23 protein-coding genes and 4 tRNA genes are annotated in these 25,522 nt (G+C 44.9%); 13 read left to right on the plus strand and 14 right to left on the minus strand.

Annotation, left to right across the window (positions count from 1 at the left end):
- The first annotated feature begins 57 nt into the window (after positions 1 to 57).
- Positions 58 to 411 (plus strand): DUF2750 domain-containing protein, encoded by a 354-nt coding sequence (locus L1N97_RS06395; RefSeq protein ID WP_226752038.1) that lies wholly within the window; start codon positions 58 to 60, stop codon positions 409 to 411.
- Between the two features lie 147 nt (positions 412 to 558).
- Positions 559 to 1,200: a GTP cyclohydrolase I FolE gene (gene folE, locus L1N97_RS06400; protein WP_229587876.1), complete on the plus strand. Its 642-nt coding sequence runs from the start codon at positions 559 to 561 to the stop codon at positions 1,198 to 1,200.
- A gap of 36 nt (positions 1,201 to 1,236) precedes the next feature.
- On the opposite strand, the gene L1N97_RS06405 is transcribed toward folE, so the two are convergent.
- Entirely contained in the window at positions 1,237 to 4,206 is a 2,970-nt protein-coding gene (locus L1N97_RS06405) for a bifunctional diguanylate cyclase/phosphodiesterase (RefSeq protein WP_236129212.1), read from the minus strand.
- A gap of 305 nt (positions 4,207 to 4,511) precedes the next feature.
- Between L1N97_RS06405 and L1N97_RS06410 the strand changes: the two genes are divergently transcribed.
- Entirely contained in the window at positions 4,512 to 5,063 is a 552-nt protein-coding gene (locus tag L1N97_RS06410; protein WP_229587872.1) for a glutathione peroxidase, read from the plus strand.
- Here L1N97_RS06410 and rnhA read toward each other — a convergent pair whose 3' ends face one another.
- Entirely contained in the window at positions 5,064 to 5,534 is a 471-nt protein-coding gene (gene rnhA / locus L1N97_RS06415) for a ribonuclease HI (protein ID WP_229587870.1), read from the minus strand. It abuts the gene before it with no gap.
- A 66-nt stretch (positions 5,535 to 5,600) separates the two neighbouring features.
- On the opposite strand from rnhA, the gene dnaQ reads away from it, so the two are divergent.
- The 6 genes from dnaQ (at position 5,601) to L1N97_RS06445 (ending at position 8,209) form a co-directional block, all read left to right on the plus strand.
- Positions 5,601 to 6,305 carry a DNA polymerase III subunit epsilon gene (dnaQ, locus tag L1N97_RS06420; protein ID WP_229587868.1) on the plus strand — a complete coding sequence of 235 codons (705 nt, stop codon included), beginning with the start codon at positions 5,601 to 5,603 and terminating at the stop codon, positions 6,303 to 6,305.
- Positions 6,293 to 7,711: a TIGR03503 family protein gene (locus L1N97_RS06425; protein WP_236129213.1), complete on the plus strand. Its 1,419-nt coding sequence runs from the start codon at positions 6,293 to 6,295 to the stop codon at positions 7,709 to 7,711. The genes dnaQ and L1N97_RS06425 overlap by 13 nt, the downstream gene beginning before the upstream one ends.
- Before the next feature lie 105 nt (positions 7,712 to 7,816).
- A tRNA-Asp gene (locus L1N97_RS06430) sits at positions 7,817 to 7,893 on the plus strand.
- Between the two features lie 18 nt (positions 7,894 to 7,911).
- Positions 7,912 to 7,988 (plus strand) — tRNA-Asp (locus L1N97_RS06435).
- Between the two features lie 26 nt (positions 7,989 to 8,014).
- A tRNA-Asp gene (locus tag L1N97_RS06440) sits at positions 8,015 to 8,091 on the plus strand.
- 41 nt (positions 8,092 to 8,132) lie between these two features.
- Positions 8,133 to 8,209, plus strand: a tRNA-Asp gene (locus L1N97_RS06445).
- A gap of 839 nt (positions 8,210 to 9,048) precedes the next feature.
- Here the strand turns inward: L1N97_RS06445 and L1N97_RS06450 are convergent.
- The 7 genes from L1N97_RS06450 to L1N97_RS06480 form a co-directional block, all read right to left on the minus strand.
- On the minus strand, positions 9,049 to 9,420 hold the full coding sequence (locus L1N97_RS06450; RefSeq protein WP_229587865.1) for a DUF1840 family protein: 372 nt from the start codon (positions 9,418 to 9,420) through the stop codon (positions 9,049 to 9,051).
- A gap of 250 nt (positions 9,421 to 9,670) precedes the next feature.
- Complete coding sequence (locus tag L1N97_RS06455; protein WP_236129214.1) at positions 9,671 to 11,041, minus strand: diguanylate cyclase domain-containing protein; 1,371 nt, start codon at positions 11,039 to 11,041, stop codon at positions 9,671 to 9,673.
- Between the two features lie 55 nt (positions 11,042 to 11,096).
- Entirely contained in the window at positions 11,097 to 12,305 is a 1,209-nt protein-coding gene (locus tag L1N97_RS06460; RefSeq protein WP_236129215.1) for a methyl-accepting chemotaxis protein, read from the minus strand.
- 493 nt (positions 12,306 to 12,798) lie between these two features.
- Positions 12,799 to 13,209 (minus strand): DUF6691 family protein, encoded by a 411-nt coding sequence (locus L1N97_RS06465; protein ID WP_236129216.1) that lies wholly within the window; start codon positions 13,207 to 13,209, stop codon positions 12,799 to 12,801.
- Between the two features lie 12 nt (positions 13,210 to 13,221).
- The gene (locus L1N97_RS06470; protein ID WP_226752048.1) at positions 13,222 to 13,623 is read right to left on the minus strand and encodes a YeeE/YedE family protein; all 402 of its coding nucleotides are present in this window, start codon (positions 13,621 to 13,623) and stop codon (positions 13,222 to 13,224) included.
- Positions 13,624 to 13,632: 9 nt separating this feature from the next.
- Entirely contained in the window at positions 13,633 to 14,034 is a 402-nt protein-coding gene (locus L1N97_RS06475; protein ID WP_229587856.1) for a rhodanese-like domain-containing protein, read from the minus strand.
- A 21-nt stretch (positions 14,035 to 14,055) separates the two neighbouring features.
- Positions 14,056 to 14,805, minus strand: a complete 750-nt coding sequence (locus L1N97_RS06480; protein WP_236129217.1) for a sulfite exporter TauE/SafE family protein — start codon at positions 14,803 to 14,805, stop codon at positions 14,056 to 14,058.
- A gap of 111 nt (positions 14,806 to 14,916) precedes the next feature.
- Between L1N97_RS06480 and L1N97_RS06485 the strand changes: the two genes are divergently transcribed.
- The gene (locus L1N97_RS06485; RefSeq protein ID WP_236129218.1) at positions 14,917 to 15,792 is read left to right on the plus strand and encodes an MBL fold metallo-hydrolase; all 876 of its coding nucleotides are present in this window, start codon (positions 14,917 to 14,919) and stop codon (positions 15,790 to 15,792) included.
- 101 nt (positions 15,793 to 15,893) lie between these two features.
- Here the strand turns inward: L1N97_RS06485 and L1N97_RS06490 are convergent, their stop codons facing one another.
- The 3 genes from L1N97_RS06490 to tsaA are packed head-to-tail and all read right to left on the minus strand — an operon-like array spanning position 15,894 to position 19,402.
- Positions 15,894 to 17,615 carry a proline--tRNA ligase gene (locus L1N97_RS06490; protein ID WP_236129219.1) on the minus strand — a complete coding sequence of 574 codons (1,722 nt, stop codon included), beginning with the start codon at positions 17,613 to 17,615 and terminating at the stop codon, positions 15,894 to 15,896.
- A 52-nt stretch (positions 17,616 to 17,667) separates the two neighbouring features.
- Positions 17,668 to 18,723: a Kelch repeat-containing protein gene (locus tag L1N97_RS06495; RefSeq protein WP_236129220.1), complete on the minus strand. Its 1,056-nt coding sequence runs from the start codon at positions 18,721 to 18,723 to the stop codon at positions 17,668 to 17,670.
- Positions 18,695 to 19,402, minus strand: coding sequence for a tRNA (N6-threonylcarbamoyladenosine(37)-N6)-methyltransferase TrmO (gene tsaA, locus L1N97_RS06500; RefSeq protein WP_226752054.1), 708 nt, complete (start codon positions 19,400 to 19,402; stop codon positions 18,695 to 18,697). The genes L1N97_RS06495 and tsaA overlap by 29 nt, the downstream gene beginning before the upstream one ends.
- Positions 19,403 to 19,573: 171 nt before the next feature.
- Here tsaA and purU point away from each other — a divergent pair, with 171 nt between their 5' ends.
- Positions 19,574 to 20,407, plus strand: a complete 834-nt coding sequence (purU, locus tag L1N97_RS06505) for a formyltetrahydrofolate deformylase (protein WP_236129221.1) — start codon at positions 19,574 to 19,576, stop codon at positions 20,405 to 20,407.
- Between the two features lie 26 nt (positions 20,408 to 20,433).
- Here purU and can read toward each other — a convergent pair whose 3' ends face one another.
- Complete coding sequence (gene can, locus L1N97_RS06510) at positions 20,434 to 21,090, minus strand: carbonate dehydratase (protein WP_229587845.1); 657 nt, start codon at positions 21,088 to 21,090, stop codon at positions 20,434 to 20,436.
- A 350-nt stretch (positions 21,091 to 21,440) separates the two neighbouring features.
- On the opposite strand from can, the gene L1N97_RS06515 reads away from it, so the two are divergent.
- On the plus strand, positions 21,441 to 21,968 hold the full coding sequence (locus tag L1N97_RS06515; protein WP_226752057.1) for an H-NS family histone-like protein: 528 nt from the start codon (positions 21,441 to 21,443) through the stop codon (positions 21,966 to 21,968).
- A 54-nt stretch (positions 21,969 to 22,022) separates the two neighbouring features.
- Here the strand turns inward: L1N97_RS06515 and L1N97_RS06520 are convergent, their stop codons facing one another.
- Positions 22,023 to 22,775, minus strand: coding sequence for a YciK family oxidoreductase (locus tag L1N97_RS06520; protein ID WP_236129222.1), 753 nt, complete (start codon positions 22,773 to 22,775; stop codon positions 22,023 to 22,025).
- A gap of 234 nt (positions 22,776 to 23,009) precedes the next feature.
- On the opposite strand from L1N97_RS06520, the gene L1N97_RS06525 reads away from it, so the two are divergent.
- Positions 23,010 to 25,448 carry a VolA/Pla-1 family phospholipase gene (locus L1N97_RS06525; RefSeq protein ID WP_236129223.1) on the plus strand — a complete coding sequence of 813 codons (2,439 nt, stop codon included), beginning with the start codon at positions 23,010 to 23,012 and terminating at the stop codon, positions 25,446 to 25,448.
- The last annotated feature ends 74 nt before the right edge of the window (positions 25,449 to 25,522 follow it).

The raw sequence follows: 25,522 nt of genomic DNA on the forward strand, positions 1-25,522 counted from the left end.
TTGTGGGCGGATCTCTGTTTTAATACACATCATTAGAGAATTTTTAGTAGGTTAATTATGTCTGAATTTGCACACGATCCAAGCTTTCAACGTTTTATCGAAGAAGCTAAAACCCATGGCGTAGTCTGGACTCTCGCTGATGGTGAAGACTTATTAGTGGTTGAATCGGTAGAATTTGAAGAAACAGATGTAATGCCATTTTGGTCAAGCAAAGCGGATGCGCAAGCGCACTGCTCAGAAGAATGGTCAAGTTATAAACCTGAGCCAATCCCACTCGATGTGTTCTGTGACGGCTGGTTAAAAGAGATGTACGATGACGGCGTCTTAATCGGCACTAACTGGGATGAATCACTCAATGGTCCTGAAGTCGAGCCGCGTGAATTGCTAGAAGCGCTGGCGCTTGTACAGTAATTAAACACTGTGCTACACCCTAAGCCCAGCCTTTGCTGGGCTTTCGTCGTTTAAGGGTGTAAAATAATAATATTATGATCTGGTCGCTAAACTGCTTTTCTTTGCAGTGCGTATAACAGATATTGCAAATCAGTATTTGGAAAAACTATGTTATCAGAAGCAGCAATGTTAGTCCGTAGTGCACTTGAGACGCGTGGTCTTGAGACTCCTATGCGTGATAACGGCTTGTCCCGCGATGAGAAATACGAAAAGATTAACCAGTTACTCACTGAGGTTGTCAGCACCTTGGGGCTTGATCTCACCGATGACAGTTTAAGAGAAACGCCACATCGCATTGCTAAAATGTATGTTGACGAGGTCTTTGGTGGTTTGGATTATCAAAACTTTCCGAAGATGGCGCTGATAGAAAACAAAATGCAAGTTAACGAGATGGTCAAAGTAAAAGACATCAGCTTTACCAGTACTTGCGAGCATCACTTCGTCACCATCGATGGCAGCGCTACGGTGGCTTACATCCCTAAAGATAATATCATTGGCTTATCTAAGATTAATCGCATAGTGCGTTTCTTTGCACAGCGTCCTCAGGTGCAAGAACGCTTAACCCAGCAAATCTTAGTGGCGTTACAAGCCTTACTTGAAACAGACAACGTTGCAGTGACCATGGATGCGGTACATTACTGTGTGAAATCGCGTGGTGTAATGGATGTTAATTCTAAAACGCAGACTACGGCACTGGGCGGTATTTTCAAAGATGACGCTCGCACCCGAGCGGAGTTTTTAGCTCGCTAACCGCCGTTAGTTGCGGGATACCACGGGGCTAATTGCTTATTGCTTTAAACAATTAGCCCCATGCAGTTCTAAAAAGGTCGTGGCATTTTCAGCACTCAATGGTTTGCTGTAGTAGTAACCCTGAATTTCATGACAGTGCATGTTTTCTAGTAACTTCAGCTGCTCTACTGTTTCAACCCCTTCAGCAATAGTAATTAAATCCATACTCTTAGCAATATTAATGATCGCACTGACAATCGCTTTATCGTCTTTATCATTTAGAATATCTTGAATAAAAGATTGGTCTATTTTTAGTTTTGTTAGGGCAAAACGCTTTAAATAACTTAATGATGAATAACCCGTACCAAAATCATCGACTGCAATTTTAAAACCGAGCTCATTAAACTGTTTAATTAAAATAGCGCTTTGCTCTGGGTCATCCATCATGGCACTTTCGGTTATTTCTAGCTCAAGACTACTGGCTGAAACATTATGCTGCTTAAGTAACTGCTTGATTAAGTCTAATAAATTGGGTTGCCGAAATTGGATCGGTGATAAGTTAATGGCCAAAGTGAAATCCTGATACCCGTTACTTTGCCACACCGCTAATTGCCTAAAGGCCTCGGATAATACCCAGGTACCGATCGGTACGATAATGCCAGAGCGCTCCGCTAGCGGAATAAACTCGGCGGGAGATACGAAACCTAGCTCACTGTTATACCAGCGAAGTAGTGCTTCAAAGCCAATGATTTTTTGCGTTGCGATACAATATTGTGGTTGGTAAACCAGATTTAACTCTTCTCGAGCTATGGCATGGCGTAATGCATTTTCTAAAATCAAATGTCGCGAATGGTAAGTTTGCATACTGGCAGTGAAGAAACAGAACGTATTACGACCTAATTCTTTGGCTTGATACATCGCCATATCCGCATGACGATACAAATCATGAAAAGTTTTACCATCGGTGGGATAAATAGCGATGCCAATTGAGCCTGATAACGTTAATTCATGACCGGCTGCTAAACAGGGCTCTAATAATAATGGCAATATTTGCTCAGCTAAACTTGCTGCCGCCTTGGCACCAGTGTTTTTGCGGATAATCACAAACTCGTCACTACTCAAGCGGCTAAGGGTATCTTCTGCTCGGCATACTGAATCTAGCCGTTTAGCCATTTGCACCAACACTTCGTCACCAATTTGATGCCCCAGTGAATCATTGATCTGCTTGAAGCGATCAAGATCAATCACCAGCATGGCAAGTGCTTGCTGGTACTGCTCGCTGATCTGGATCGCTTGCTCGGTACGATCATGCAATAAAACGCGGTTAGGCAGTGAAGTTAGCGGATCAAACTCTGCTAAAAAACGAATTTGTGCTTCGTCTTCTTTATATTGGCTTATGTCGCTGAATAAGCCAACAAAGTAAAAGTCACCGGGTTCTATTCCATCAATTTTACTAATTGAGAGCCACTGCGGATAGATACTGCCATCTTTACGTCGGTTCCATATTTCGCCCTTCCAGCTACCGGTATTATCAATTTCTTGCCACATTGCGCGGTAAAACTTTTTATCATGACGACCCGAAGCCAATATATTCGGTTTTTTACCCAGCACATCCTGTTCATCGAAACCACTGATTTGACTGAATGCTTGGTTAATTTGGACGATCTTCTGCTCAGCATTGGTGACGATTAAGCCCTCTGAGCTTTGCTGGTAAAGCCGAGCCAATAATTGCAATTTAAGCTCATTTTCTTTGCGTTGGGTAATATCTAAATGAATACCGACGGTGAGTTTATGTTCTGAGCTGACAATGGTTCGGCCACGCGAAAGGATCCATACCCAATGACCATCTTTATGGCGCATCCTAAATTGATTTTCGTATAATTTATCGTCTGTTTTATTAATGTAATCGTCGAAATAGGCCGTAACACTGGCCATATCATGTGGATGTAAGGCTTTAACCCACAGATCATCTATCGTACCTTCTTGAGCGCTGGCAATACTGTTGCGATAACCCAGCATAGCAAAATGCTCTGCGCTGTAGGTCATTAAGCCAGTATGATGATCATATTCCCAGCTGGCAGCATTGCTGGCAGCGATAAATGATTGGTTGCGTTGTAGTTGAGTTTCTAAATCTTTGGTTTTTGCCGCAACGAGCTGTGCGAGTTGGCTTTTGCTGCGAAGTGTGTTTAATAACAAAAAACTTAATAATCCCAGCATAATGGTAAACAAAGTCGCAAGAAACAATTGGTAATAATACAGTTGAGGCTGACGCCAATCGGTTTTAGGATAAAGTTGCAAAGACCAGTCAGTGTTAGCCGGAAATATATCGCTGGCAACAAAATCATTTCGTGGCGTGGTAATACTACCAAACAGTATAGGTTTATCTTGTGGGATATCACTCTCAAAAAATATTATATAATCAATTCCTTGCTCAGGTAGTGCTTGTAAGTTAAGCAAGCTGGGTAACTTTTCTATATGCAGCGTAATGTTCACAAAACCCCAGAAACGACTTTGACTGCCATCCATTAAATATATGGGCAGACGACCCACTAGGCCTGTACCTCCTTGAATTAACTCATAAGGCCCGGTTAACTGCACCTTGGTGCTGTTAATGGCCTTTCGTGCATCAGCGCCTTGTTCTGGATTAGTCAGAATATTGTAATCAAGTAAATTTATGCCTGTATCTTCAGGATAAATGGCTTTAATAATGCCTTCTGGGGCGAGTGACACGAGGGTAATGTAGGGATAATACGACGAGATTAACTTAGCGAAATGTTCAAAGCCGTCTATGGCCCCTTGCTGTTGTTTTACCCAGGCCGAAATGGCGTAACTAAGAGACGATGCCTGCAATAATTCGCGTTCAATTTTACCGGCATAAACTTGTGCTTGCTCTTTAAGTATTAACTGTTGTTGCTGTAAACGCTGTGTTTTAAGTTCCTCAACCAAATTAAAGCTGAAAAAGCCGCTAAGCGCAGTAATTATTATGGTGATAAGTAAGATGATCTTACTGACTTTATTAAACAGCACGCGATGTGGAGCCTTTAACAAGTTAATTAAGAGATAGTGTTTTAAATCTTAGCATAGCACTGATTAGGCTCACAGTAGCTTTGAAGAAAAATTCTTAAATAGAGCAATAAGTTGCAGTGCTGTTAAGAATGATTATTTTAAATGAGCACACAACGTTAGTTTGTTTAATTTGTAGTATTAATGCATTTAACAATAACTCGCTGCCTGTGAAACTAGCGTTCAACAAAATAAACTGCTTTTCGTCTGGTGGCGTATAGTCATTACCTAAGATCGATCTTAGCGGTAAATACTTGGAGAAAGTAAAAATGAAAAAAACACTTAACCTTGCGGCCGTGCTAGCACTGACCTTTTCGGTATCTAGCTTAGCCGCACAGTGCGGTAATATTCTCGGCCATTCAGTGCAGCAACTCAAAACCCGTGAAAGTGTCGATTTATGTGATGAATTCAAGGGTAAAACATTAATTGTGGTGAATACTGCCAGTAAGTGTGGCTTTACTCCGCAGTTTGAAGCCTTAGAAACGCTTTACCAAAACTACAAAGATCAAGGTTTAGTGGTATTAGGTTTCCCATCAAACGATTTTCGGCAAGAACACAGTGATGAAGAAAAAACAGCTGAAGTGTGTTATTTAACGTACGGTGTTGAGTTTCCAATGTTTTCAACCAGCAGTGTGCGCGGGGATAACGCTAACCCGGTATTCAAAGCCTTAATTGCAAAAACCGGTGAAAGCCCGTCTTGGAATTTCAATAAATATATTGTCAGTAAAGACGAGCAACAAGTGGTGCATTTTGGTAGCCGAACCAGCCCTGATGATCCAAAGTTTATTGCTGAGCTTGAAAAACTGCTAGCGGCAAAGTAATTACTGACTTTGCTCAAAAGCGCTATCAATCGCGGTGGCATGGTCGGTGGCTGCCGTTCTTGCTAGCTCATCACAGCGTTCATTTTCAGGGTGGCCGCTGTGGCCTTTTACCCAATGCCAAGCAATCTGATGTTTGCTGCAAGCGGCATCTAAACGTTGCCATAAATCTTGATTTTTAACCGGCTGTTTTTGACTGGTTTTCCAGTTATTGCGTTTCCAGCCCGCTAACCACTGCATGATACCCAAGCGCACGTATTGGCTGTCGGTGGTCAAATCAACCTGGCAGGGGCTGGTCAGTGATTCTAAACTGACAATAGCCGCGAGCAATTCCATTCGATTATTGGTGGTTAGCCGAAAGCCGCCACTCAGTTCCTTACGATGTTGCTTGTAAAGCAAGACACTGCCATAGCCGCCAGGACCAGGGTTACCCAAGCAAGATCCATCGGTATAGATCGTAACAGTTTTCTGCATAAAGTCTTTCCTCAAAGCAAAACGGCGTATAATCTACCCTAATAGTAGGCAACAGCGAAAGCAGCAATGTTAAAACGTCAAATTATCTTAGATACCGAAACCACCGGCATTAACCCAAAAGATGGCCATCGTATTATCGAAATTGGCTGTGTTGAGCTGCTAAATCGGCGTTTTACTGGCAACAATTATCATGTTTATATTAATCCAGAGCGGGAAATTGAAGCTGAAGCCATTGCGGTGCACGGTATTACTAACCAACGTTTGCAACACGAACCCAAGTTTCGAGATATTGCACAGGGTTTTTTTGAGTACATTAAGGGGGCCGAATTAGTCATTCACAACGCCGCTTTCGACGTCGGTTTCATTGATCATGAATTTGCCCTGTTGCAGCCAAAACTCCCACCAGTGGCGGAGTATTGTGGCATTGTTGATACGCTTAAATTAGCGCGAGATTTGCATCCGGGCCAAAAAAATAACCTCGATGCACTGTGCCGCCGTTATGACATCAATAATAGCCATCGTACTTTGCACGGCGCCTTATTAGATGCCGAAATTTTGGCTGATGTTTATTTATTAATGACCGGCGGGCAGGTCAGCTTAAACTTAGCGGCGGAAGACGCGAACAATCAACAGGATCAACAGGGGCCCTTGGTTATCCAGCGCAGTGGTAAGTTAAAAGTGATTAAAGCCAGCAGCCAAGAATTAACTGCCCATCAAAATCGTTTAGATTTAGTGCAAAAGAAAGGGGGCAGCTGTTTATGGCGAGATTAATGCTACTGTGTTTTATGCTGTGTAATGTGTTTGTGCTGACTGTCGCTGCACAACAAGATTCCACGCTACCTGTTGCAACGCCAGAGTCGGCCTCAGCGCAAACACCCGAGCCATTAATGCGCATGTTGGCAGACTTGCCACTGCGCAATCAAATTCCCTTGTTAGATAATCGGTTTCGAATCGATGACGGTATTGAATCTATCACCTTGGTATTTTTTCGCCGACCGGGTTCGGCTTCTATCGTATTAGTGCGTCCCGATGGCAGTAAGGTGTTTTATAACACGGCCAAGCAACACAACATTCGTTGGTTTGATGGCCCTTCCTACGATTTAATTGAAATTACTCAGCCGATGCCAGGGCCTTGGCAGGCCGTCGGACGCGTTTTACCCGAAAGTAAGATTTTGGTGCTGACCGATGTGGAATTAGATGTTGATCCTTTACCTAAACCGATGGTGGTAGGGGAAACGTTTAAATTAACGGCGCGGATGCTGCAAGATGGTAAAGCGATTAATGCGCGAGAATTTAAAGACATCTTGTCGTTACAAGTGGTTTTTACCAGTACCAATGATAAACGTTACGAGAACTTCGGCCGAGGCATGGTGGAAGTGGCCAACTTTCGTGATGATGGCCGTGGTTATGACATCAGTGCGCGCGACGGTATTTTTACCGGTGAGTTAAATTTGGTGTTTGGCCAAGGCGAGTGGATCCCGCGTTTTATTGTGCGTACGCCTTTGTACACTCGCGAAGTTGAACAAAGTGCCGTTATTATTGAACCTTCGCCTATTACGCTTAACGTACAGATGGCAACTAAAGCGGAGCAAAGCCATATTATTATGTTGGATGCGAATAGTGAGCTGGTAGACGTCGACTCTTTGCTGTTCCAAGGGCAAATTCAATACCCAGATGGCGATATGCAATCATTCTCTTTAGTCGAGCCTACCGCAACTAAGCAACTGCAGGTCGATAACCGTGGGCATGGTAGTTATATTTTGAATATGGCCGTTTTTGGCCAAATGCGCGATGGTCGAGAGTTTGTATTAAATTTACCTGAAGAACGTTTTCTAGTAGCCATGCTGGCGCAGGAAGCGCCTGACTTAGGGCCCGCCGACAGCGCAACCGAAGCCGCTGTTGAGGTGGCAGAGCCGGTTGCCACAGAAGTACCTTGGCTTTGGATCATCCTGATTAATTTGTTTATTTTAGCGTTAGGCGCAGTAGCCATTTGGTTTGTGTTATCTGGCAAGCAGATCAGTCGTTTGATGTTTTGGCGCATAAAAACCGAGCTTGCTGCTACCGCCGCGGTAAATAAGACGGCCTCAGCGGCGAAAGTGGACAGCGCAGCGAACAAGAAACCAGCAAAAAAGAAAGATGGAGAAGATATATTGGATCTTTCTATGCCAGATGGCTAAGGAATAGGCAAAAGCGGCAAAAAAGAAGTTGACTGAGTTTGGGGTAATCCGTATCATTCCCGCCGCACCAGACGATACCCAAATGAAATCGTTTGATGCTGGCGCGGAGCGGTAGTTCAGTCGGTTAGAATACCGGCCTGTCACGCCGGGGGTCGCGGGTTCGAGTCCCGTCCGCTCCGCCAACAATTTTGATGCTTTCCGGAGCGGTAGTTCAGTCGGTTAGAATACCGGCCTGTCACGCCGGGGGTCGCGGGTTCGAGTCCCGTCCGCTCCGCCACTAGCATCAAAAAAGCTTCCTGATCCGGAGCGGTAGTTCAGTCGGTTAGAATACCGGCCTGTCACGCCGGGGGTCGCGGGTTCGAGTCCCGTCCGCTCCGCCATTTCAGTTAGTGTGCCATTGAGCGTAAGCTCACTCCAGTGCGGAGCGGTAGTTCAGTCGGTTAGAATACCGGCCTGTCACGCCGGGGGTCGCGGGTTCGAGTCCCGTCCGCTCCGCCATTTTCATCTAAATCAGCCAGCTAATGCTGGTTTTTTTGTGCCTACAAATAAGTGAGCGGTAGTTCAGTCGGTTACTGTTATAAAAGCAAGCTTCGGGGTCATATACCAAGACCCCCAAGACCCTTAACGTTTTCGCCGTTGGCGAGATACTTTCTTTTGCGTCGCCAAAAGAAAGTCACCAAAGAAAATTCCCACTTCCGCTCGAAAGCCCGACTGCTCATGCGTTGTCCAAGGCGAAAACGTAACTCGCGCTATGCTTCGTCGCCGCACTCAAACACCCGTTTTCTTAAAACCTTGGCCAACGATACTCAGTCGGCTCGCTCTAAGGGGACTAAAATCCAGAGTAAGCTTTGGGGCAGATATTAAGACTCTATAGATCAGTTAATAGCGAAGTAAACGTTGGCTTAAGACGTCTTTTTCAGGGATGAAAAAGAGGAGCGTACACGGATGTATTTACCGCGTGCTCCAGTCGAAGCTTTACGGAGCGTTTAACCTTTTCGCTGTGGGCGAGATACTTTCTTTTGCGCCGCCAAAAGTATGTATTTTAAAGAAAATGCTTGTGACTATTAAAGTTAAAGATCAGCAATACATTGGCTAGCCTCTTTGTTTGAAGATTGTGCTGTAAAAGATTACAACGAGTTGTTCCGATAAATTGAAACGGCTGGACACTTTGCGTGGTTTTTGACATCAGGCGGCGAGGCGTGTGTTCGGGTTATCAGTACTTCACCAATTTCTGGTTTGAATCATCAGGCAGCAGTCACCAGCATCATGCTGCTTGGTTGTGTCTGGAATTGAGCCTTGTCGCAATGACAGTGCGGTGTTCGGTTTTGCAGGTGGAGTTATGTAGAATGGTGCCAGATAACTGGCTCTTGCGCGTTATGGGCGGCTTGGAGAAGCTCTAACAGTGGAAAGGCGCGAGTTGATGCGCTAGGCAAGGGTTCTTCTTGTAGTTCAGCAGGTAATTCAGCTAATTCATGCTGCATGTCATCTTGCTGTTGTTGGACTTCATCAGCAAGGCGGCTACGTTGTTGCAATAGCGCGATGGCCGTTGCCACGTCTTCAGCAGGGATAATACCGGTAGATTTCTTAATAGTCTGCGCTGAATCGGCCATATAGGTTTGCGTGTTACAGTTCATCATTTGCAACATCTGTTCACCGGACTGTTGTAAATAAGATAGCGCACTCCAACTGGGTGTCGTGAAGGTAATCATCTTTAAATCCTCTATTTTAATCTGTGGAGTGGTCGTGCTATCGGCCAGTGCTCACTGTATTGTGATTAACGCTAAGATGGAACGCATAGGGTTAGACTCGCCTTTAAGTATGGTTCACATAAGCATAGATAGCGAATTAACGCTGTGTAGGGTATTGGCATCAGCGAATACGTATCCGCCGTGAGTGACGCACGAGTGGTACTGAACCAATAGCCTGCTATTAAGCAATCCAACGCGACTAGGTTTGTCTTTACTCGTGCTGAGACAATTTGTGATTTGCTTTTTGTTGATACATGGCTACGTCGGCTTGGTGAAGCAATGACTCAAGATCCTGTGCGTCGCTGGGGAAAAAGGCGGTGCCGAGGCTTAGCTCAAATGCAACTGACTGACCATTGGCGAAAAAAGTCGCGCGTTTAAAGCTGGTCATAATTTTTTGCAGGATAGGCTGAATATCTTGCTGCTTGCTAATGCGTGGCATAATCACTAAAAATTCATCGCCTGATAAGCGGCAAGCAACATCAGAACTGCGTAAATTAATTTGGAGTAGCCTGGCAACTTCTTGTAAAAATTGATCGCCAACCGCATGCCCAAAGCGATCATTGATCAGTTTGAATTTATCTAAGTCTAAGCTAATGATACAAAATTCAGCTCGGGAGTTAATGAGCGTCTCTAACCATTTCATCGCGAAACGCCGGTTGGGTAATAAGGTTAAAGGATCTTGCAGCGAGTTAATTCGTGCTAAATGGTAACTATAAAATAAGCTTATAAAAACCAGCAGTAATAACAAACTAAAACCGTACCCAATTACACGAATATATGACGACGCTAATGCAGGGCCGTTGTAAGATGTTCCGGGTAATTCGGCAATCGCTATCAACCAGCTGCCGTTGATCAACCGGATCGTTTCGCTGCTAAAAGCCTCTGCAAACACGCTTTCATCACCGAAAAACACCTCGCCCTTAGCACCTAAACCATCTTTACCTCGGATCGCCAGTCGAGATTGTGCAGCAAGCTCATTCACACCGGCTAACTTGAACAGTTTGTCTATTTCGATGACCGCGCTACAGGTACCCCAATACCGCTGATTAAACGGCGGATCGGTGAAGATAGGCATCCGCGCAATAATGGCCTGGCTGCCTTGAATTAATGTTAGCGGCCCGGCAATAAAAACCTCTTGTCGCTGCTTAGCTAATTCGACAGTGCGGAGTTGTTCGGGTGACTGGCGGTAATCAAAGCCTAGAACACTTTCATTACCTGTTAAGGGATAGACAAAGCGGATCACGTTATCGGGAGCTAAAGCGATATTGCGCAGACTACTGGACTTTAAATATAACGCTTCAGCCATGCGCGTCCATTGTTCGTTATCAGATTGCGGATTAACCGAAATCAGTGTGGCTAAACTATCGGCTAAAAAAATATTGGAATTTAATTCAGACTCAATATTGGCACGAACCGAGGATAACTGCTGACTGAGGCGTTCATGCTGATGAATTTGCATCAGTTCAGCGTAATTACGATGATAATACTCGACTAGCAATACTGCGCTGGCAATAAACGCGGCTAATGCGCAAAGTAATAGCGATTTTTTATGACGATTCGCCCTGCCGAACACTTGTTTCATACAGGCAACTTTATCATGTTAAACAGCGGCATAAACATCTTAGCGAGCAGCGTATTCAATAGCTGGCCTTACGCGCAAAACGCCCGAGTTGTTGCTCTGTGGTGGCAGTACCCTCTAACAAGCTTTTAGCGGCATCGTCAATGGAAGCCATTTGTTGATAAGCTTGATTGGTGATCTGCTGGATCGCACTTAAATGCTCATGGGTTTGTTGATATTTTTCTTCAAGATTAGATACGCTGCCGGTGATGGTTTTCATACCACCCTGAGCCGTTAGCAGTTCTTGCTGCAATAAAGCAAATTCTTGATTCGTTTCATTAATCTGATTTTGTGCATCTTGTGCTTGTTGATTTAAGCTAATGGATTCTTCTTTTGTTTCTTTTACCAAGCGCTCCATATCATTCAAAAAACCTGAAATCTGCTTTGTTGCCTCATTCACTTTGGCTGCCAGTGTTCGCACTTCGTCGGCAACAACGGCAAAACCACGACCCGCATCGCCCGCTCGCGCCGCTTCGATAGCGGCGTTTAAAGCCAGTAAATTGGTTTGATCCGAGAAGCCTTCAACCATAACTAAAATCTGTCGAACATTTTCTGAGTTTTTTTGTAGACCATTAATAGTGGCGGCAAAAGAGTCAAGCAGTCGAGCAATCGCCGCCAGTTGTTGATTAAGTTGCTGCATTTGCGTGCTGGCAACTTGAGCTTTACTTACCGCAAGTTGTGTTACTTCGCCCATTTGATCGCTGCTTTGGACGATGTTCGTTAAATAGTCGATAACTTGTTCACTCTCTTGGCGAATTAAGGTATTGCGTTGCTCGGTTTCTTGTAGGTTTTTGCGGGTACTTTTTACCGCAATAGACACCTGCTCATTGATCTCATGTGTATTGCGCGCCTGTTGATGCACATTGCCAAGCACGTCGCTAAGTTGGCTAACGAATTGGTTAAATTCATCCGATAAGGTGCGAAACTCATCAAAGGTGAAGGCGGGTAAACGTTGGCTAAGATCCGCGCCAGAGCGATTACTGTCGTGTAAATTTTTGACTAAAGCCTGCACCGGGCGAACAATTAAATGCCACAAATAGAAGATAGTAAAACTATAAGCGGCGCTGCCAACAACGAGCAACAGCCACCAAAGTTGTTTGTTACCGGTACTAGGGTAAGCAAGATACATCGCCAGCGCAAAGAACAGGGCAATAAACAGCACATTACCCACTATCTTTCGGGTTAAGGTAAAAAAGAATCGCTGCTCGATCAGATGGTAAAGTGTCATAACCCGCTCCAGTAAAGATGCTGGCTTAGCCCAGCATGGGTATTGTGTAACAGTGCAGAACGTGAAAGGCAAAGGCGGTAGGTTTGCGCTGTTATCAATGTAAAACAATAACCTAGTTTATGGTATGTGCCAATCTTTAAGCATAGCACTGACCTTATCTCTCACCCCTAACCCGATAACCGGAAGCATCAGTTCGTTGCGTTACTGTGCTTTTGTGCATGCTATAGCGTGCGAATTATGCACAGCACTTAAGCGGTAACATCATGCTAAGGAATTAAGGCTTTAGCAAAAAACGCGCTTAAGGCCATTGCCCCGTAAAAACGTTGTGCCATTTGCGTGGCTTATGATTTAGGGCATGAAATATTTTTAACAAGAGGGAAGTTTACTCTTTTCATGCTGTGTCGCGGGGTATTTTTTTGCAGGTTTTTTGCGCTAGATCTTAACCATGAGCAAAAAACTCGTGGTTAAGATCAGCGTTAAAGAGGAAATCGATTTAGTTAAATTTAATTTTGCGAGTGAGCCACCAACCGAACACCATGCTGAGCACAAAACCGATGGTACCCGTGCTACCTGAGGTTAAAGCGGCAATAGCAGGGCCAGGGCAATAACCTAATAGGCCCCAACCGACACCGAAAATCAGTGCCCCTAACAATAATTGGCGATCTACTTTGGTGCTCTTAGGCAGATAAAAAGCCTTTTCTAAAAAAGGGGCCGCTCTTTTTTGGCTAAAGTAAAAACCAGTAGAATAAACCACTAAAGCCGCGCCCATGACTAACGCTAAGCTTGGGTCCCAGTTATCCAGTACATTGAGAAAACCAAGTACTTTTGCGGGATCGATCATCATTGAAATAGTGATACCCGCAGATAACAATAAGCCGGATAAAAATGCCACTAATGCTTTCATATTTTCTCCTGCTTAAAATAAGCTTGCAACCAGCACACCTGCTGCCATAAAGACTAAGGTAGCGCTAATCGATCGCGGTGATAGTCTACCGATACCACAAACACCATGACCTGAGGTACAACCGCTGCCCCAGCCCGTGCCTAACCCCACCAATAAACCGGCAATTAAGGTTTTAGTGTTTAAGTCAGGTGTAGTAAAGGTGAGATCTTGCATAAAAAAGCTTACCAGTAGTGGTGCAACTAAAAGGCCAGCCACAAACGCAAACCGCCAGCCTCGACCATCACGTTCAAAAATAAGCTGGCTGGCTATACCAGAGATACCCGCTATACGTCCTAACATGGTCATCATTAACAATGCACCAAAGCCAATTAAACTGCCGCCAATGAGCGCAGATATCGGGGTGAAATTTTCCATTACGACTCCTTATTGTGTGACGGGTAAGCCGGCTTCTTGCCAGGCAACCATGCCACCCGCGACCGAGTAGACATCAGTAAAGCCCATGTTCTGCAACGATTCCGCGGCTAAAGCCGAGCGAGCGCCTGAACGGCAAATCAAATACAACGGCTCTTGTGCTAATTGCGCTAAGGCTAACTCTGCGGCACAACCTGACGCAGCGACGGCGGGGTGGTTGGCCAATTGCATTTCTAATACACCGCGTGGATAGTTAACGGCGCTGCTGATGTGTGCCTGAGCAAATTCGGCAGGCTCACGAACATCAATAATACGAGTTGATGGCTGTTTTTCTCGCTGCGCCGCCAGTTGCTGAATATCGACTTCTTTGATACGTTCTTTTGCTTCGGCCACTAATTGTTGTGCTGTTTTCATTATAAATCCTCCAAAAACAGTTTATAAAACAGATTGATAAATCACGACACCCGCCATGATCGCCAAGAATACAGCAAAGCCTTTTTGTAAGATCGCTTTCGGTAATCTGCGATTGAGCCAACCGCCAACATAACTTCCCAAAATACCGGCCACAACCATGATAGTGATGGCGTGCCAGTCAAATACCAAGCCTTGCGCATGAAACACACTGTAGTATTTTGCAAAACCGACCAACGATTTTAACGCAATGATCATTAAGCTGGTTGCTACGCCGATATGTAGGGGTAACCCGGCCAATAATACTAATGCGGGGACGATTAAGAAGCCTCCTCCAACCCCCACAAAACCGGTGATCGCACCGACCACTAAACCATCGGCAATGACCTTAATATGATGAAACGTTTTGGGTTGATCAATGATCGTGACTTTACTGCGCCACATCATTATTGCCGCAACCACCATTAATGACGCGAAGACTAATAACTGCCAGCGGCTATCCACTAAGGTGCCTAGCCAAGCGCCACCATAAGTCCCTAACATGCCGGGTACACCGAACCATAAAACATGGCGCCAACTGATTAAACGGCGAAACATATTGTGGATTGAACCAAACAAGCTGATCAGCGCTACTATTAATAGCGACGATGCGATGGCCAATGAGGCGGGCATGCCAACCAAATACAACAACACCGGTACGGTCAGGATCGATCCACCTGAACCAAATAACCCCAAGCTAAGCCCGATGATTAAAGCACCTATTAATACCAACATCGCCACTCCTATATTCTTTTATGGAATATATATATAACAGAATTGCATTCTATGGGCTTTTTCGTTAAGCTGCAATCAAAATTTAGCATTAACTAAAGTAAGGGCTGAAAAATGAGTAACCTGGATAATCTGCATATTGAAATGTTCTTTGATAATGATAGCGCAACTTGCAGTTATGTGGTTGTCGATAAAGCAACGGCAAAAGCGGCAGTGATTGATCCAGTATTAGATTACGATGCTGCTGCAGGGCAGGTTAGCACGAAGGCAGCGGATAACATTTTAGCGTACTTAGCTGAGCAAGGCTGGCAGTTACAGTGGATTTTAGAAACCCACGCTCATGCTGATCATCTTTCTGCCGCGCATTATCTAAAGCAAAAAACAGCAGCACCCATTGCGATTGGTGAGGGGATCCGTAAGGTTCAGCAAACGTTCAAAATGGTTTTTAATATCGCTGATGCAGAATTAATAGGTACGGGTGATTATTTTGATAAGTTATTTGCGGATGGTGAAACTTTTAACATCGGCTCGGTTACCGCGACGGTGATGAATACACCGGGCCATACCAACGACAGTGTCAGTTATTTGATTGCTGGCAATGTGTTTGTAGGTGATTCACTGTTTATGCCTGATGGCGGTACGGCACGTTGTGATTTTCCGGGTGGTGATGCCCATATCTTGTTCCGTTCTATCCAGCGTTTATATCAGTTGCCAGCAGAAACGGTTGTTTATGTTTGCCATGATTATCAACCGAATGGTCGTGAATTACGTTTTAAAACGACGATAGCAGAACAAAAACAGCAAAATATCCATGTGAAAGCTGACACCGTTGAAGCAGATTTTGTGCAAAAACGTGAAACACGCGATAAAACCTTAGCTGTACCGCGACTGATCTATCCTTCGGTACAGGTGAATATTCGCGCTGGGCAACTGCCTCAAGCCGAAAGTAATGGTGTGAGTTACGTTAAAATACCTTTAAAACAAGTATAACAACTACGTGATGATGCGAGCCTAGGGTATTTCACGCGCTAAGCTCGCCAAGCGATAATAAAACAGCAGCCCGCCATGAGTCGAAACTGCTGTTGTAGGTGTTATTTAAGCAACCCCGTAAATTGACTGACTAATTGGTCTAAATCTAACAGCTGCTTTTCACCCGTGCGGCGATTTTTGTATTCGGCCTGACGGTTATCGAGGTTACGCTCGCCAATCACAATGCTGTGAGGCACACCAATCAGTTCCATGTCGGCGAACATCACACCCGGGCGCTCTTTACGATCATCAAAGAGTACGTCAATACCCGCAGCTTTAAGTTGTTGATATAACAGCTCAGTGGCTTCAGCTACACGCACTGACTTGTGCATATTCATTGGGATCAACACCACTTGGAAGGGCGCTATTGCGTCAGGCCAAATAATACCGTATTCGTCGTGGTTCTGTTCAATCGCGGCGGCAACAATGCGTGATACACCCACACCATAACAGCCCATGGTCATAATTTGGTGTTTACCTTCTTCATTCAATACACCGGCTTTGAGCGCTTGAGAGTATTTATCACCCAATTGGAAGATATGACCCACTTCAATACCACGCTTAATCACTAAGTGACCAAAACCACAAGGGCTGGGATCGCCTTCAACGATATTGCGAAGGTCGGCAACCTGGTAATCAGTGATGTCGCGATCCCAATTGACGCCGGTTAAATGGTAGCCGTCTTTATTGGCACCCACAACAAAATCAGCAAGGTGTGCGGCGCTGCGGTCAACAATCACCGGGATGGTTAAACCCACAGGACCTACTGAGCCAGGTGCTGCGTTAACCAGTTGACGAATTTGCTGTTCGTTAGCAAATTGCAGGGGTACGGCAACTTGCGGTAATTTCTCCGCTTTAACTTCATTCAGCTCATGATCGCCGCGAACCACTAATGCAACTAGGGATGCCGGTGCATCATCTTTGGCAACGCCAACAACAAATAAGGTTTTCGCAATTTGCTGTTCGCTGATGTTTAATAACTCTGCTACGGCAGCAACAGTGCCGACATTTGGTGTGGCAACTTCTTGCATGCTTTGCGTTGCGGCTGGGCGTTCACCCGCCGGCGCTTTTGCTTCGGCCATTTCGATATTCGCGGCATAATCGCTGGTATCCGAGAAGGCAATGGCATCTTCGCCAGACGAGGCCAGCACATGAAACTCGTGCGAGACACTACCGCCAATCGCGCCGGTGTCGGCAAGCACAGGCCGATAATCTAAGCCAAGACGATTAAAGATATTGCAGTAAGCGCGGTACATGGCATCGTAGGTTTGTTGTAATGAGTCTTGGCTTAAATGAAATGAATAAGCATCTTTCATTAAAAACTCACGCGCGCGCATCACACCAAAACGGGGCCGACGCTCATCGCGGAATTTGTTTTGAATTTGATATAAGCTCAGCGGCAGTTGTTTATAGCTGGTGATTTCGCGACGTACCAGATCAGTAATCACTTCTTCATGTGTAGGGCCTAATACGAAATCGCGCAGATGACGGTCTTGAAAACGCAATAACTCGGCGTCCATTTTCTCCCAGCGGCCTGATTCCTGCCACAGTTCAGCCGGTTGTACCATGGGCATCAGTACTTCAATGGCACCGGCATTGTTCATTTCTTCACGAACAATTTGCTCTACCTTACGCAACACTCTAACGCCAGTAGGTAAATAAGTGTATAAACCAGAAGATAAACGGCGGATCATACCGGCGCGAAGCATTAATTTGTGACTAATAACTTCGGCATCTGCTGGCGTTTCTTTCATCGTAGATAATAAATACTGACTGGTGCGCATGAGGCTCTCTGTAAAAAAGACTTAAAAAATTGCCCTCATTCTAACAACGGATCTACTCGGGCAGAAGTTTAATCTGATGTTTAATGAGCTTATTTGTGACTTCTTGCTCTAAAAGCATGCCGCCAAGGCTGTATAAACCATCAGGTAACTCGATTAAACCTCTTAAATCCATTATCGCCGTTGTATTTTCAGCAGCTAACCAACGTTGTTGTTTTGGGGAATATAACCAAACAGCAGCACTGGGGCTGGCAACTAGATTTTGATAATCACGACCATTCAGTTGATAAGGCACATTACTACCGCCGATAAACACGGCCATTTCTTCGCCGTTGATCTTAACGGTGGCCGCGGCTAAACGGTAGCGAGCATCGCCAGTGGGGTGGGGAATGCTTTGCCAAGCGATGCTATTGGCATTGTTACCCAGCTTTCCAGCCCAACATTCAGCCACCGGTTGTTGCTGTGGGCTGCTTTGATGATAGTCCAAGGTTACGCCATCACAGACAATCAATTGATCTGCGGCAACAGCAGCAGCTAAACCAAAGGCGGGTTTACCCGGAAATGGCGTAGCTTGCGACCAGCGCTGGGTGTAATTATCAAATAACTGCACCACATTAACGGCACCGTATTCACTAAAACCACTGATGAGATAAATGTAACGATTTTGATAAGCCACGGCGGCCGCATGATCGACCGGTACCGGCATATCATTTAAACGCGTATAGCGACGGGTGATGGGATCGAGCCGATAGCTATCTGCTGCTGTCGTGGTTTTACCATCGCTTTGTACAAAAGCGCCGCCCAGAATGAAAAAATTATTGTTTAAGGCCACGGCACTGGCCCCAATGCGGCCTTGAAGCCGTTGTTGATTGGGTAAGATAGGTAGGGTTGTCCAGTTATATTCGCCAAGCGTATGTAACCACACTTTATCATGGATCTGTGCGCTGGTTTTTGCTGGGCCTATGCCGCTTGCAGAAAGCAGATAGGTTTTACCTCGAACTGTGGTGGCTGCTACGGCATTGTTACTGACAGGCTCAGGCAGCTCGGGCAGGGCGAAGCAAATAAAACTGGTGGCCAATAAGCTAAGGTAGCTGCATGATTTCAGTAACATGGTTGTGTTCTCCGTCGACGGTCCATTTAATATTAAATTCGTATAGGGTCATGCCATAATGTTGAATGTCAGCCCGTTGTTTTTTATAGGGTGGCCGTGGATCCTGTTTTAAAACCTTTTCAATAAAAGTACGTAAATGCGGATAGTGTTTTTGTTGCTGGCAAAATTGTTCAGCATTTTCTGACATCGATACGGTCATCATGGTCTCTGGTGCGGCATCGGCAAAGCCACCATTTGCAGCAGGTAGCGCATCAGAATAGGGCAAATAAGGTTTAATGTCCAAAATCGGCGTGCCATCTAACAAATCTAAGCCGCTGATCAAAATCTGTAATTTGCCATTTTTTCGAGTGACCCCATCTAGTTTTACGACCGATAAGCCAATTGGATTAGGTCGGAAGGTGGCGCGTGTAGCAAATACGCCTTTTCGGGTGTTGCCACCTAACCGAGGGGGGCGGACTAACGGCGACCAACCCTTGTCTGCCGTTTCATGAAAAACAAAGACTAACCAGAGGTGACTAAAGGCTTCAATACCTCGCACGATCCCTTCATCGGCATAGTCAGCTTCTAATTCGATACTGCCACAGGCTTCTGCGATTAAACCTGGCTGCCGTGGGATGGCAAACTTTTGTTTATAGGGTGATTTAATATAGCCGATGCTATTAAATTGATACTGAGCCATCTTCAGAAATATCTTGGTTAATAAGCAGAAAAACAATCAGCTATTATGCAAGCCCCCCGTTAAAACAACAAGTAAACTTGCCCTTTACTATCAGAAGTCTAAATGGCTTTGACGCTAGACGTTTAAGTTGTCACAATACATAGGTCTTTTTATTATTGAATTAGTGTCATTATGGAACAGCGTATTTTATTAACTGAGTGTCCCGATTCAAAAGGGCTGATCGCGCAGATCACCAATATTTGTTACAAGCACCAACTGAATATTATTCGTAATACTGAATTTGTTGATCCGGTAACCGGTCAATTTTTTATGCGTACCGAATTAGACGGCATTTTTAACGAGCAAACCTTATTACAAGATTTGGATCGGGCTTTACCGCCAGGCAGTAGCCGCAGTTTGTTGTGCCGGCAGGCGAAAAAAGTTGTCGTGTTGGTCACAAAAGAAGCGCATTGTTTGGGTGATATTTTGATGAAGGTGTATGATGGCTCACTATCATTAAATATCGCGGCGGTTGTTGGTAATCATCCTGAATTAGCCGCATTGGCGCAGCGTTTTGATTTACCGTATCATTTTATTAGCCATCAAGGGCGAAGCCGAGCTGAGCACGAAGCCGCGTTGTTACAGGTGATCACACCTTATCAGCCTGACTATCTTATTCTCGCCAAGTTTATGCGGATTTTAACGCCCAATTTTGTCGCGCATTATCCGAATCGTATCGTGAATATCCATCATAGTTTTTTACCGGCTTTTATTGGCGCTAAGCCCTATCAACAAGCCTTTGAGCGTGGGGTGAAAATCATCGGAGCAACCGCGCATTTTGTTAATGAGCAGCTCGATGAAGGGCCAATTATTCAGCAAAAAGTGGCCGCGGTAGATCACAGCTACAGCGCACTGGATATGGAAAAAGCCGGCCGTGATGTGGAAAAGGCGGCATTAAGTGAGGCGCTACAATTTATTACAGAGGATAGGGTGTTTGTACACGGTAATAAAACCGTGATTTTATAGGGCGCATGTCTGCGCCCGCACGGTGTTTAGTCTGCTAAACTGGGATCGTCATGTAAATCGAGCGCATAGATCTCATCAATTTGATCAATACTTGAGTGACTGACTCGTAAGTCTTTCACTCGACCGTTACGCAAACTATATACCCAACCATGCACGGTTAAAGCCTGATCGCGCTCCCATGCCTCTTGTACAAAGGTGGTGTGGCACAGGTTACGCACCTGCTCCATCACATTAAGCTCAATCAGTCGATTGACACGCTGGTCTTCGTCCTCGATTAAATCTAGTTCGTCACGATGCATGGCATAAACATCTTTAACATTACGCAGCCAGTTATCGACGAAGCCAACACGCTGTTTCATCATGGCTGCCCGCACACCGCCACAGCCGTAATGGCCCACCACTAAAATATGTTTTACTTTTAATACTTCGATAGCGTATTGCAACACAGAAAGGCAATTCATATCTGAATGCACCACTAAGTTGGCAACATTGCGGTGTACAAACAATTCACCAGGCATCAAACCGACAATTTCATTCGCCGGCACACGACTATCCGAGCAACCAATCCACAAGTATTCAGGGGCTTGTTGCTCTGATAACTGTTTAAAAAAGCCGGGTTGCTCGCGTTCAATCCGATCCGCCCATTGTCGATTGTTGATAAATAATTCTTTGAAATTTGGCATTAAACAATCCAACTGAAGGCGTGATGCGCCACAATAACGATTTTTTTGCTGCTGACAAGCCCGACCAGCAGGCAATACGAGTGAGAACGCTGTGATCCTACCCAACTATTAGGGGCGTTGTCACGGAAATTAAAAAGGGTATTTAAGCGTTAAAGTAACAAAATGATAAGATTAATAGTTAAAACTTTTATGCTATTACATTATTTAGCTGGTTTTATTTATTCAAGATGACTTTTATTAACGCCAGCTGAATAATAATTTGGATTAATTTATTGAATAAGCAAGAATTACTTTAATTATTTTAATTTATTCGATATTCTAGAGCAGTAATATTACTTGGGAGTATTAAAATGTCGTTATTGCTTGATAAGCGTGAATTAAAGAAAGCCGCAAAAGAATTAACGCTGGCTAAATTAAATGATGTGTTAGACACATTAAATTCAGTATTGGTTGAACGCCAATCTGAAATTGACGCCATCAGTGAAATCGAACGTTTTGCCCGCGAAAAAGGATTTACGTTGGAACAGCTTGGCTATAAGCAAGTACAAGATGTGATGCCAGAAGAGAGCGTCAGTGTAGCCAAAGAATCAAAACGTCCGGTTAAACCAAAGTTTAAAACCTTAAACAAAGCCAGCCAGTATTTCTATGTTGAAGACGGCCAATTACAATTACTTCGTACTCATACTATGAAAAAAGGGTTACAAGCACGGGGTATTGAAGTTGTGCCGGTCAATAAAGTCGACAAAAAGTTCGCTAAAGATATTGAACGGTTATTAGATGAAGCCACAGAGCAAGCTACCGCCAACTTTAATAGTAAAGTGGTCGTGTGGAATGCTTGGGCTGCTGAAAACGGTGCTGAGATATTAGAGCCACGTTAATACGGCAACGATAAGACATAAAAAAACCGGCATTGCCGGTTTTTTTATGTCTGTTTATTTAATCTGTGCATCTAACGATTGGCCATTAATACCAATACTATCGTCAGACATTAAAAACAAATACAACCACATCAAATCTTCTGGTGTTTTTAACGTTGCCGCATCTTCACCTGGGTAGGCACGCGCGCGCATACTGGTACGGGTGGCACCGGGGTTAATACAATTACAGCGTACCGTGGTGTCTTCATACTCGCTGGCAATAATTTGCATTAAACCTTCAGTAGCAAACTTTGATACCGCGTATGGCCCCCAAAACGCTCGACCTTGCCGACCCACGCCAGAAGAGGTAAACACGACAGACGCTTGCTGACTTAACTTTAAAACAGGCATTAACGCCTGTGTCATCAGCATGGCGCCTGTGACATTGACTTGCATAATGTCTTGCCAGCTGGCTAAATTAATATGCTCGAACGGCGACAACACGCCTAAAATTCCTGCATTGTGTAATACGCCATCGAGCTTACCGAACTCGGCTTTAATGGTAGCCGCCATGTCGTGATAATTTTTTGCGGTCGCGCCTTTTAAATCTAACGGGATGATGGCTGGCTCAGGATATCCCGCATTCACAATTTCATCGTATACCGCGGTTAATTTATGGGTGGTTTTACCTAATAAAATAACCGTCGCCCCAAAACGGGCATAGGTTAAAGCGGCGGTTTTGCCAATGCCATCACCGGCGCCAGTAACTAAAATAACTTTATTAAGCAGTGCGCCGGCGGGCGCAGAGTAGTGTTGTGGTGCTTGCATTAACGGAGCCCCTGACTGAAAAAAACGGCAACAGGATACTTGGAAAAACCCGCTTTTGCACTCTTCTTAATGAAACTTCAGGTTATCTGTCTTTTTGCTCTAGCGATTTGCTAAAGTTTGAGTTAACTTTAACTGGTCGTAGCTGTTCGTTAGGGCAGTCACTCTAATTCAAAATAAGTGAAGCAAACTTATGCTTTGCAATAAAAAATACCAGTGATGGACAGGGGAGATAAAATGAAGAGATTGGCAATAAGCATTGCAGTAATCACCGCTTTAGGTTTAGCTGGCTGTGGTGATTCAATAGAAGATATCAAACAAGATGTGGCGGTTGAAGGCACGGTAACACCGAGTGCACGGGTTATATTTGACCCCGCTAACAGTATAATTTCCGTTCCGAATGATTTATTGTTTCAATTTCCTTCGGAAAACTTATTTGGAGATAAGTTATACAGTGATGGAACACTGTATATGCCACGAGAGAGAGACAGCTTGGGACTGCCAAGAAATAATGCTGATGTTGATTACTCTTTCCCAGAAACTGCCCTTGGCGCCTTAGATGGATGGTCTACGCAAAATCCGTTTACCATTGCCTTAAGCTTTCCTGCTGGTGTGACGTTAAATAGGGACTCGGCGGCAGCACCTGGCTCTGTACGTATTTTTAAAGCCGTAATGGGCGATCCTGCTTCTCCTGAGACCGATTGTCGTGCCGTACCACGTGGTGCCGCCTGTAAAATTGTTGCTGAATTACAATACGGCGTTGATTTTGTTTCTGCCGGCAGTGGTAACAGTGTGGCTGTAGTACCATTAAAACCGCTTGAGTCTGCCACGACTTACCTTTTGGCGTTAACTAACGGTTTAAAAGACAGCACTGGTGCAGCAATTAAACCTTCAACCACTTACGAGTTAGTGAAACAAGACCTGAGCACTTTACCATTGGCCACGGATTCTCAGCGTGCCTTACAAGGTGTGATTAACAGCTTTGAAAACGTGATGGTGCGCGATCAAGGCTTACCTAAAACCAGTATTATTTATTCCGCGGCCATTACCACGCAATCTACGGGTGCGGTATTAGCTAACTTAAAGCAACTGATGGGCTCGCCAACACCAACAGGTTATGCGCCTTCCGGTTTGGCTATGCAAAACACCGGTTTGACGGTATCGCAACTTAACCCTGCTTTCGCCAGCCAGCCAGTTTTTACTATCACCCGTTTGTATCAAGGTAGCTTAACGCTGCCGTACTTTTTAGGTAAACCTTCTGAAGCAAACATGACCGCGCCGTTAAACACGCGATGGACTGCACGTTGTGACAGTGGTGCTATTATTGCAGCCTTACCTGCTAGTATGAAACCCGCCACGCCTGTCTCCGAAAATGATGGTTTTTGTCAGGCGGTGACTTCAGGTGCGCTACGCGATCTGGGTGTGGATAGTGCTCGTCATTTAACTAAGTTTAACGTGATCCCTGCTATCCGCAGTTATGAAACCGTTGGTGTGCAGATGACCGTGCCTGATGGTAATGTTATTCCAATGCCTGAAGCCGGTTGGCCAGTGGTGATTTTGCAGCATGGTATTACTTCTAAAAAAGAAGATATGCTCGCTGTTACAGGAGCCTTAGCTTCGCAAGGTTTTGCCACTATTGCCATTGATCACCCGTTGCATGGCAGCCGTGGTTTTACCCAAGCAACTGAGACCGGCAACTTAACGTTTAATGCCTCCACTAACTCTGCAACTGATTATATGAATCTGAGCAATTTGTTGGTGACACGGGATAATTTACGTCAAAGTATTGCGGATATGTTGGCGCTGCGTTTTGCTTTAAATAACCTTACCGGTGTGACCATTGATAAAAGCCGCATACAGTTTTTAGGGCATTCGTTAGGGGGCATTACAGGTGCGAGCATGGTGGCTTTAGCTAATAGCACCACTGGTAATGCGGCGTTAGATGCTGCATTTAAAGTTGAAAGCTCGGTATTAGCAATGCCAGGTGGTGGTATTGCCAACTTCTTATTAGACTCGCCACAATTTGGCCCACTGATTAAAGCCAGTGTGATGTTAGGTGCGGGAGAACCACTATCTAGTGGGTTTATTTCTTACGTGGCAACTAACACCGATTGTGGTGCGCCGACCGCACAAACTGCCGCTACTTGGCCCACTTGTGCTGCACCAGTGGTTAATCAGTATCTTGCCAGCTTAAGTCAAACAGGTAACACGGCACAGCAAGCACTTATCACATCCACCTTTAGTCAGTTTGCTTTTGCTGCGCAAACCGTAACGGATAGTGGCGATCCAAACAACTATGCTAAAGCCTTAGTTAGCAGCGGCACACCCACTTTTATGATTGAAGTGGTGGGTAATGGTGCGGATAGATTGCCAGACCAAGTTGTTCCGAATGGCTTCTTTAATCCATTAACGGCGTTAGCAAATGGCCGTATGGCATTAGCCGGTACAGAACCACTGGCACGTTTATTAAGTGCAGGCTCAGTGCCAGCTCAAGCGCCAGGTGTCGCGTTAACAGGCAATGCCATTACCCGTTTTAACGCGGGTGCACACAGCTCAATTTTAAGCCCTGCGAGCAGTGCAGCCGCTACCGGTGAAATGCAATATCAAGCTGTAACGTTCTTTTTAAGTCGTGGTACACAGATTGGTATTCAAGATACTTCGGTGATTGCAAACTAAGCTTCGCTTAGCGTTTAACTACAGCCCGGTTGCACTTGCACCGGGCTGTTGCTTTTAGGGTATGATGCACCTTT

This window comes from Rheinheimera sp. UJ63 (genome assembly GCF_021568285.1).
Taxonomy (GTDB): domain Bacteria; phylum Pseudomonadota; class Gammaproteobacteria; order Enterobacterales; family Alteromonadaceae; genus Alishewanella; species Alishewanella maricola.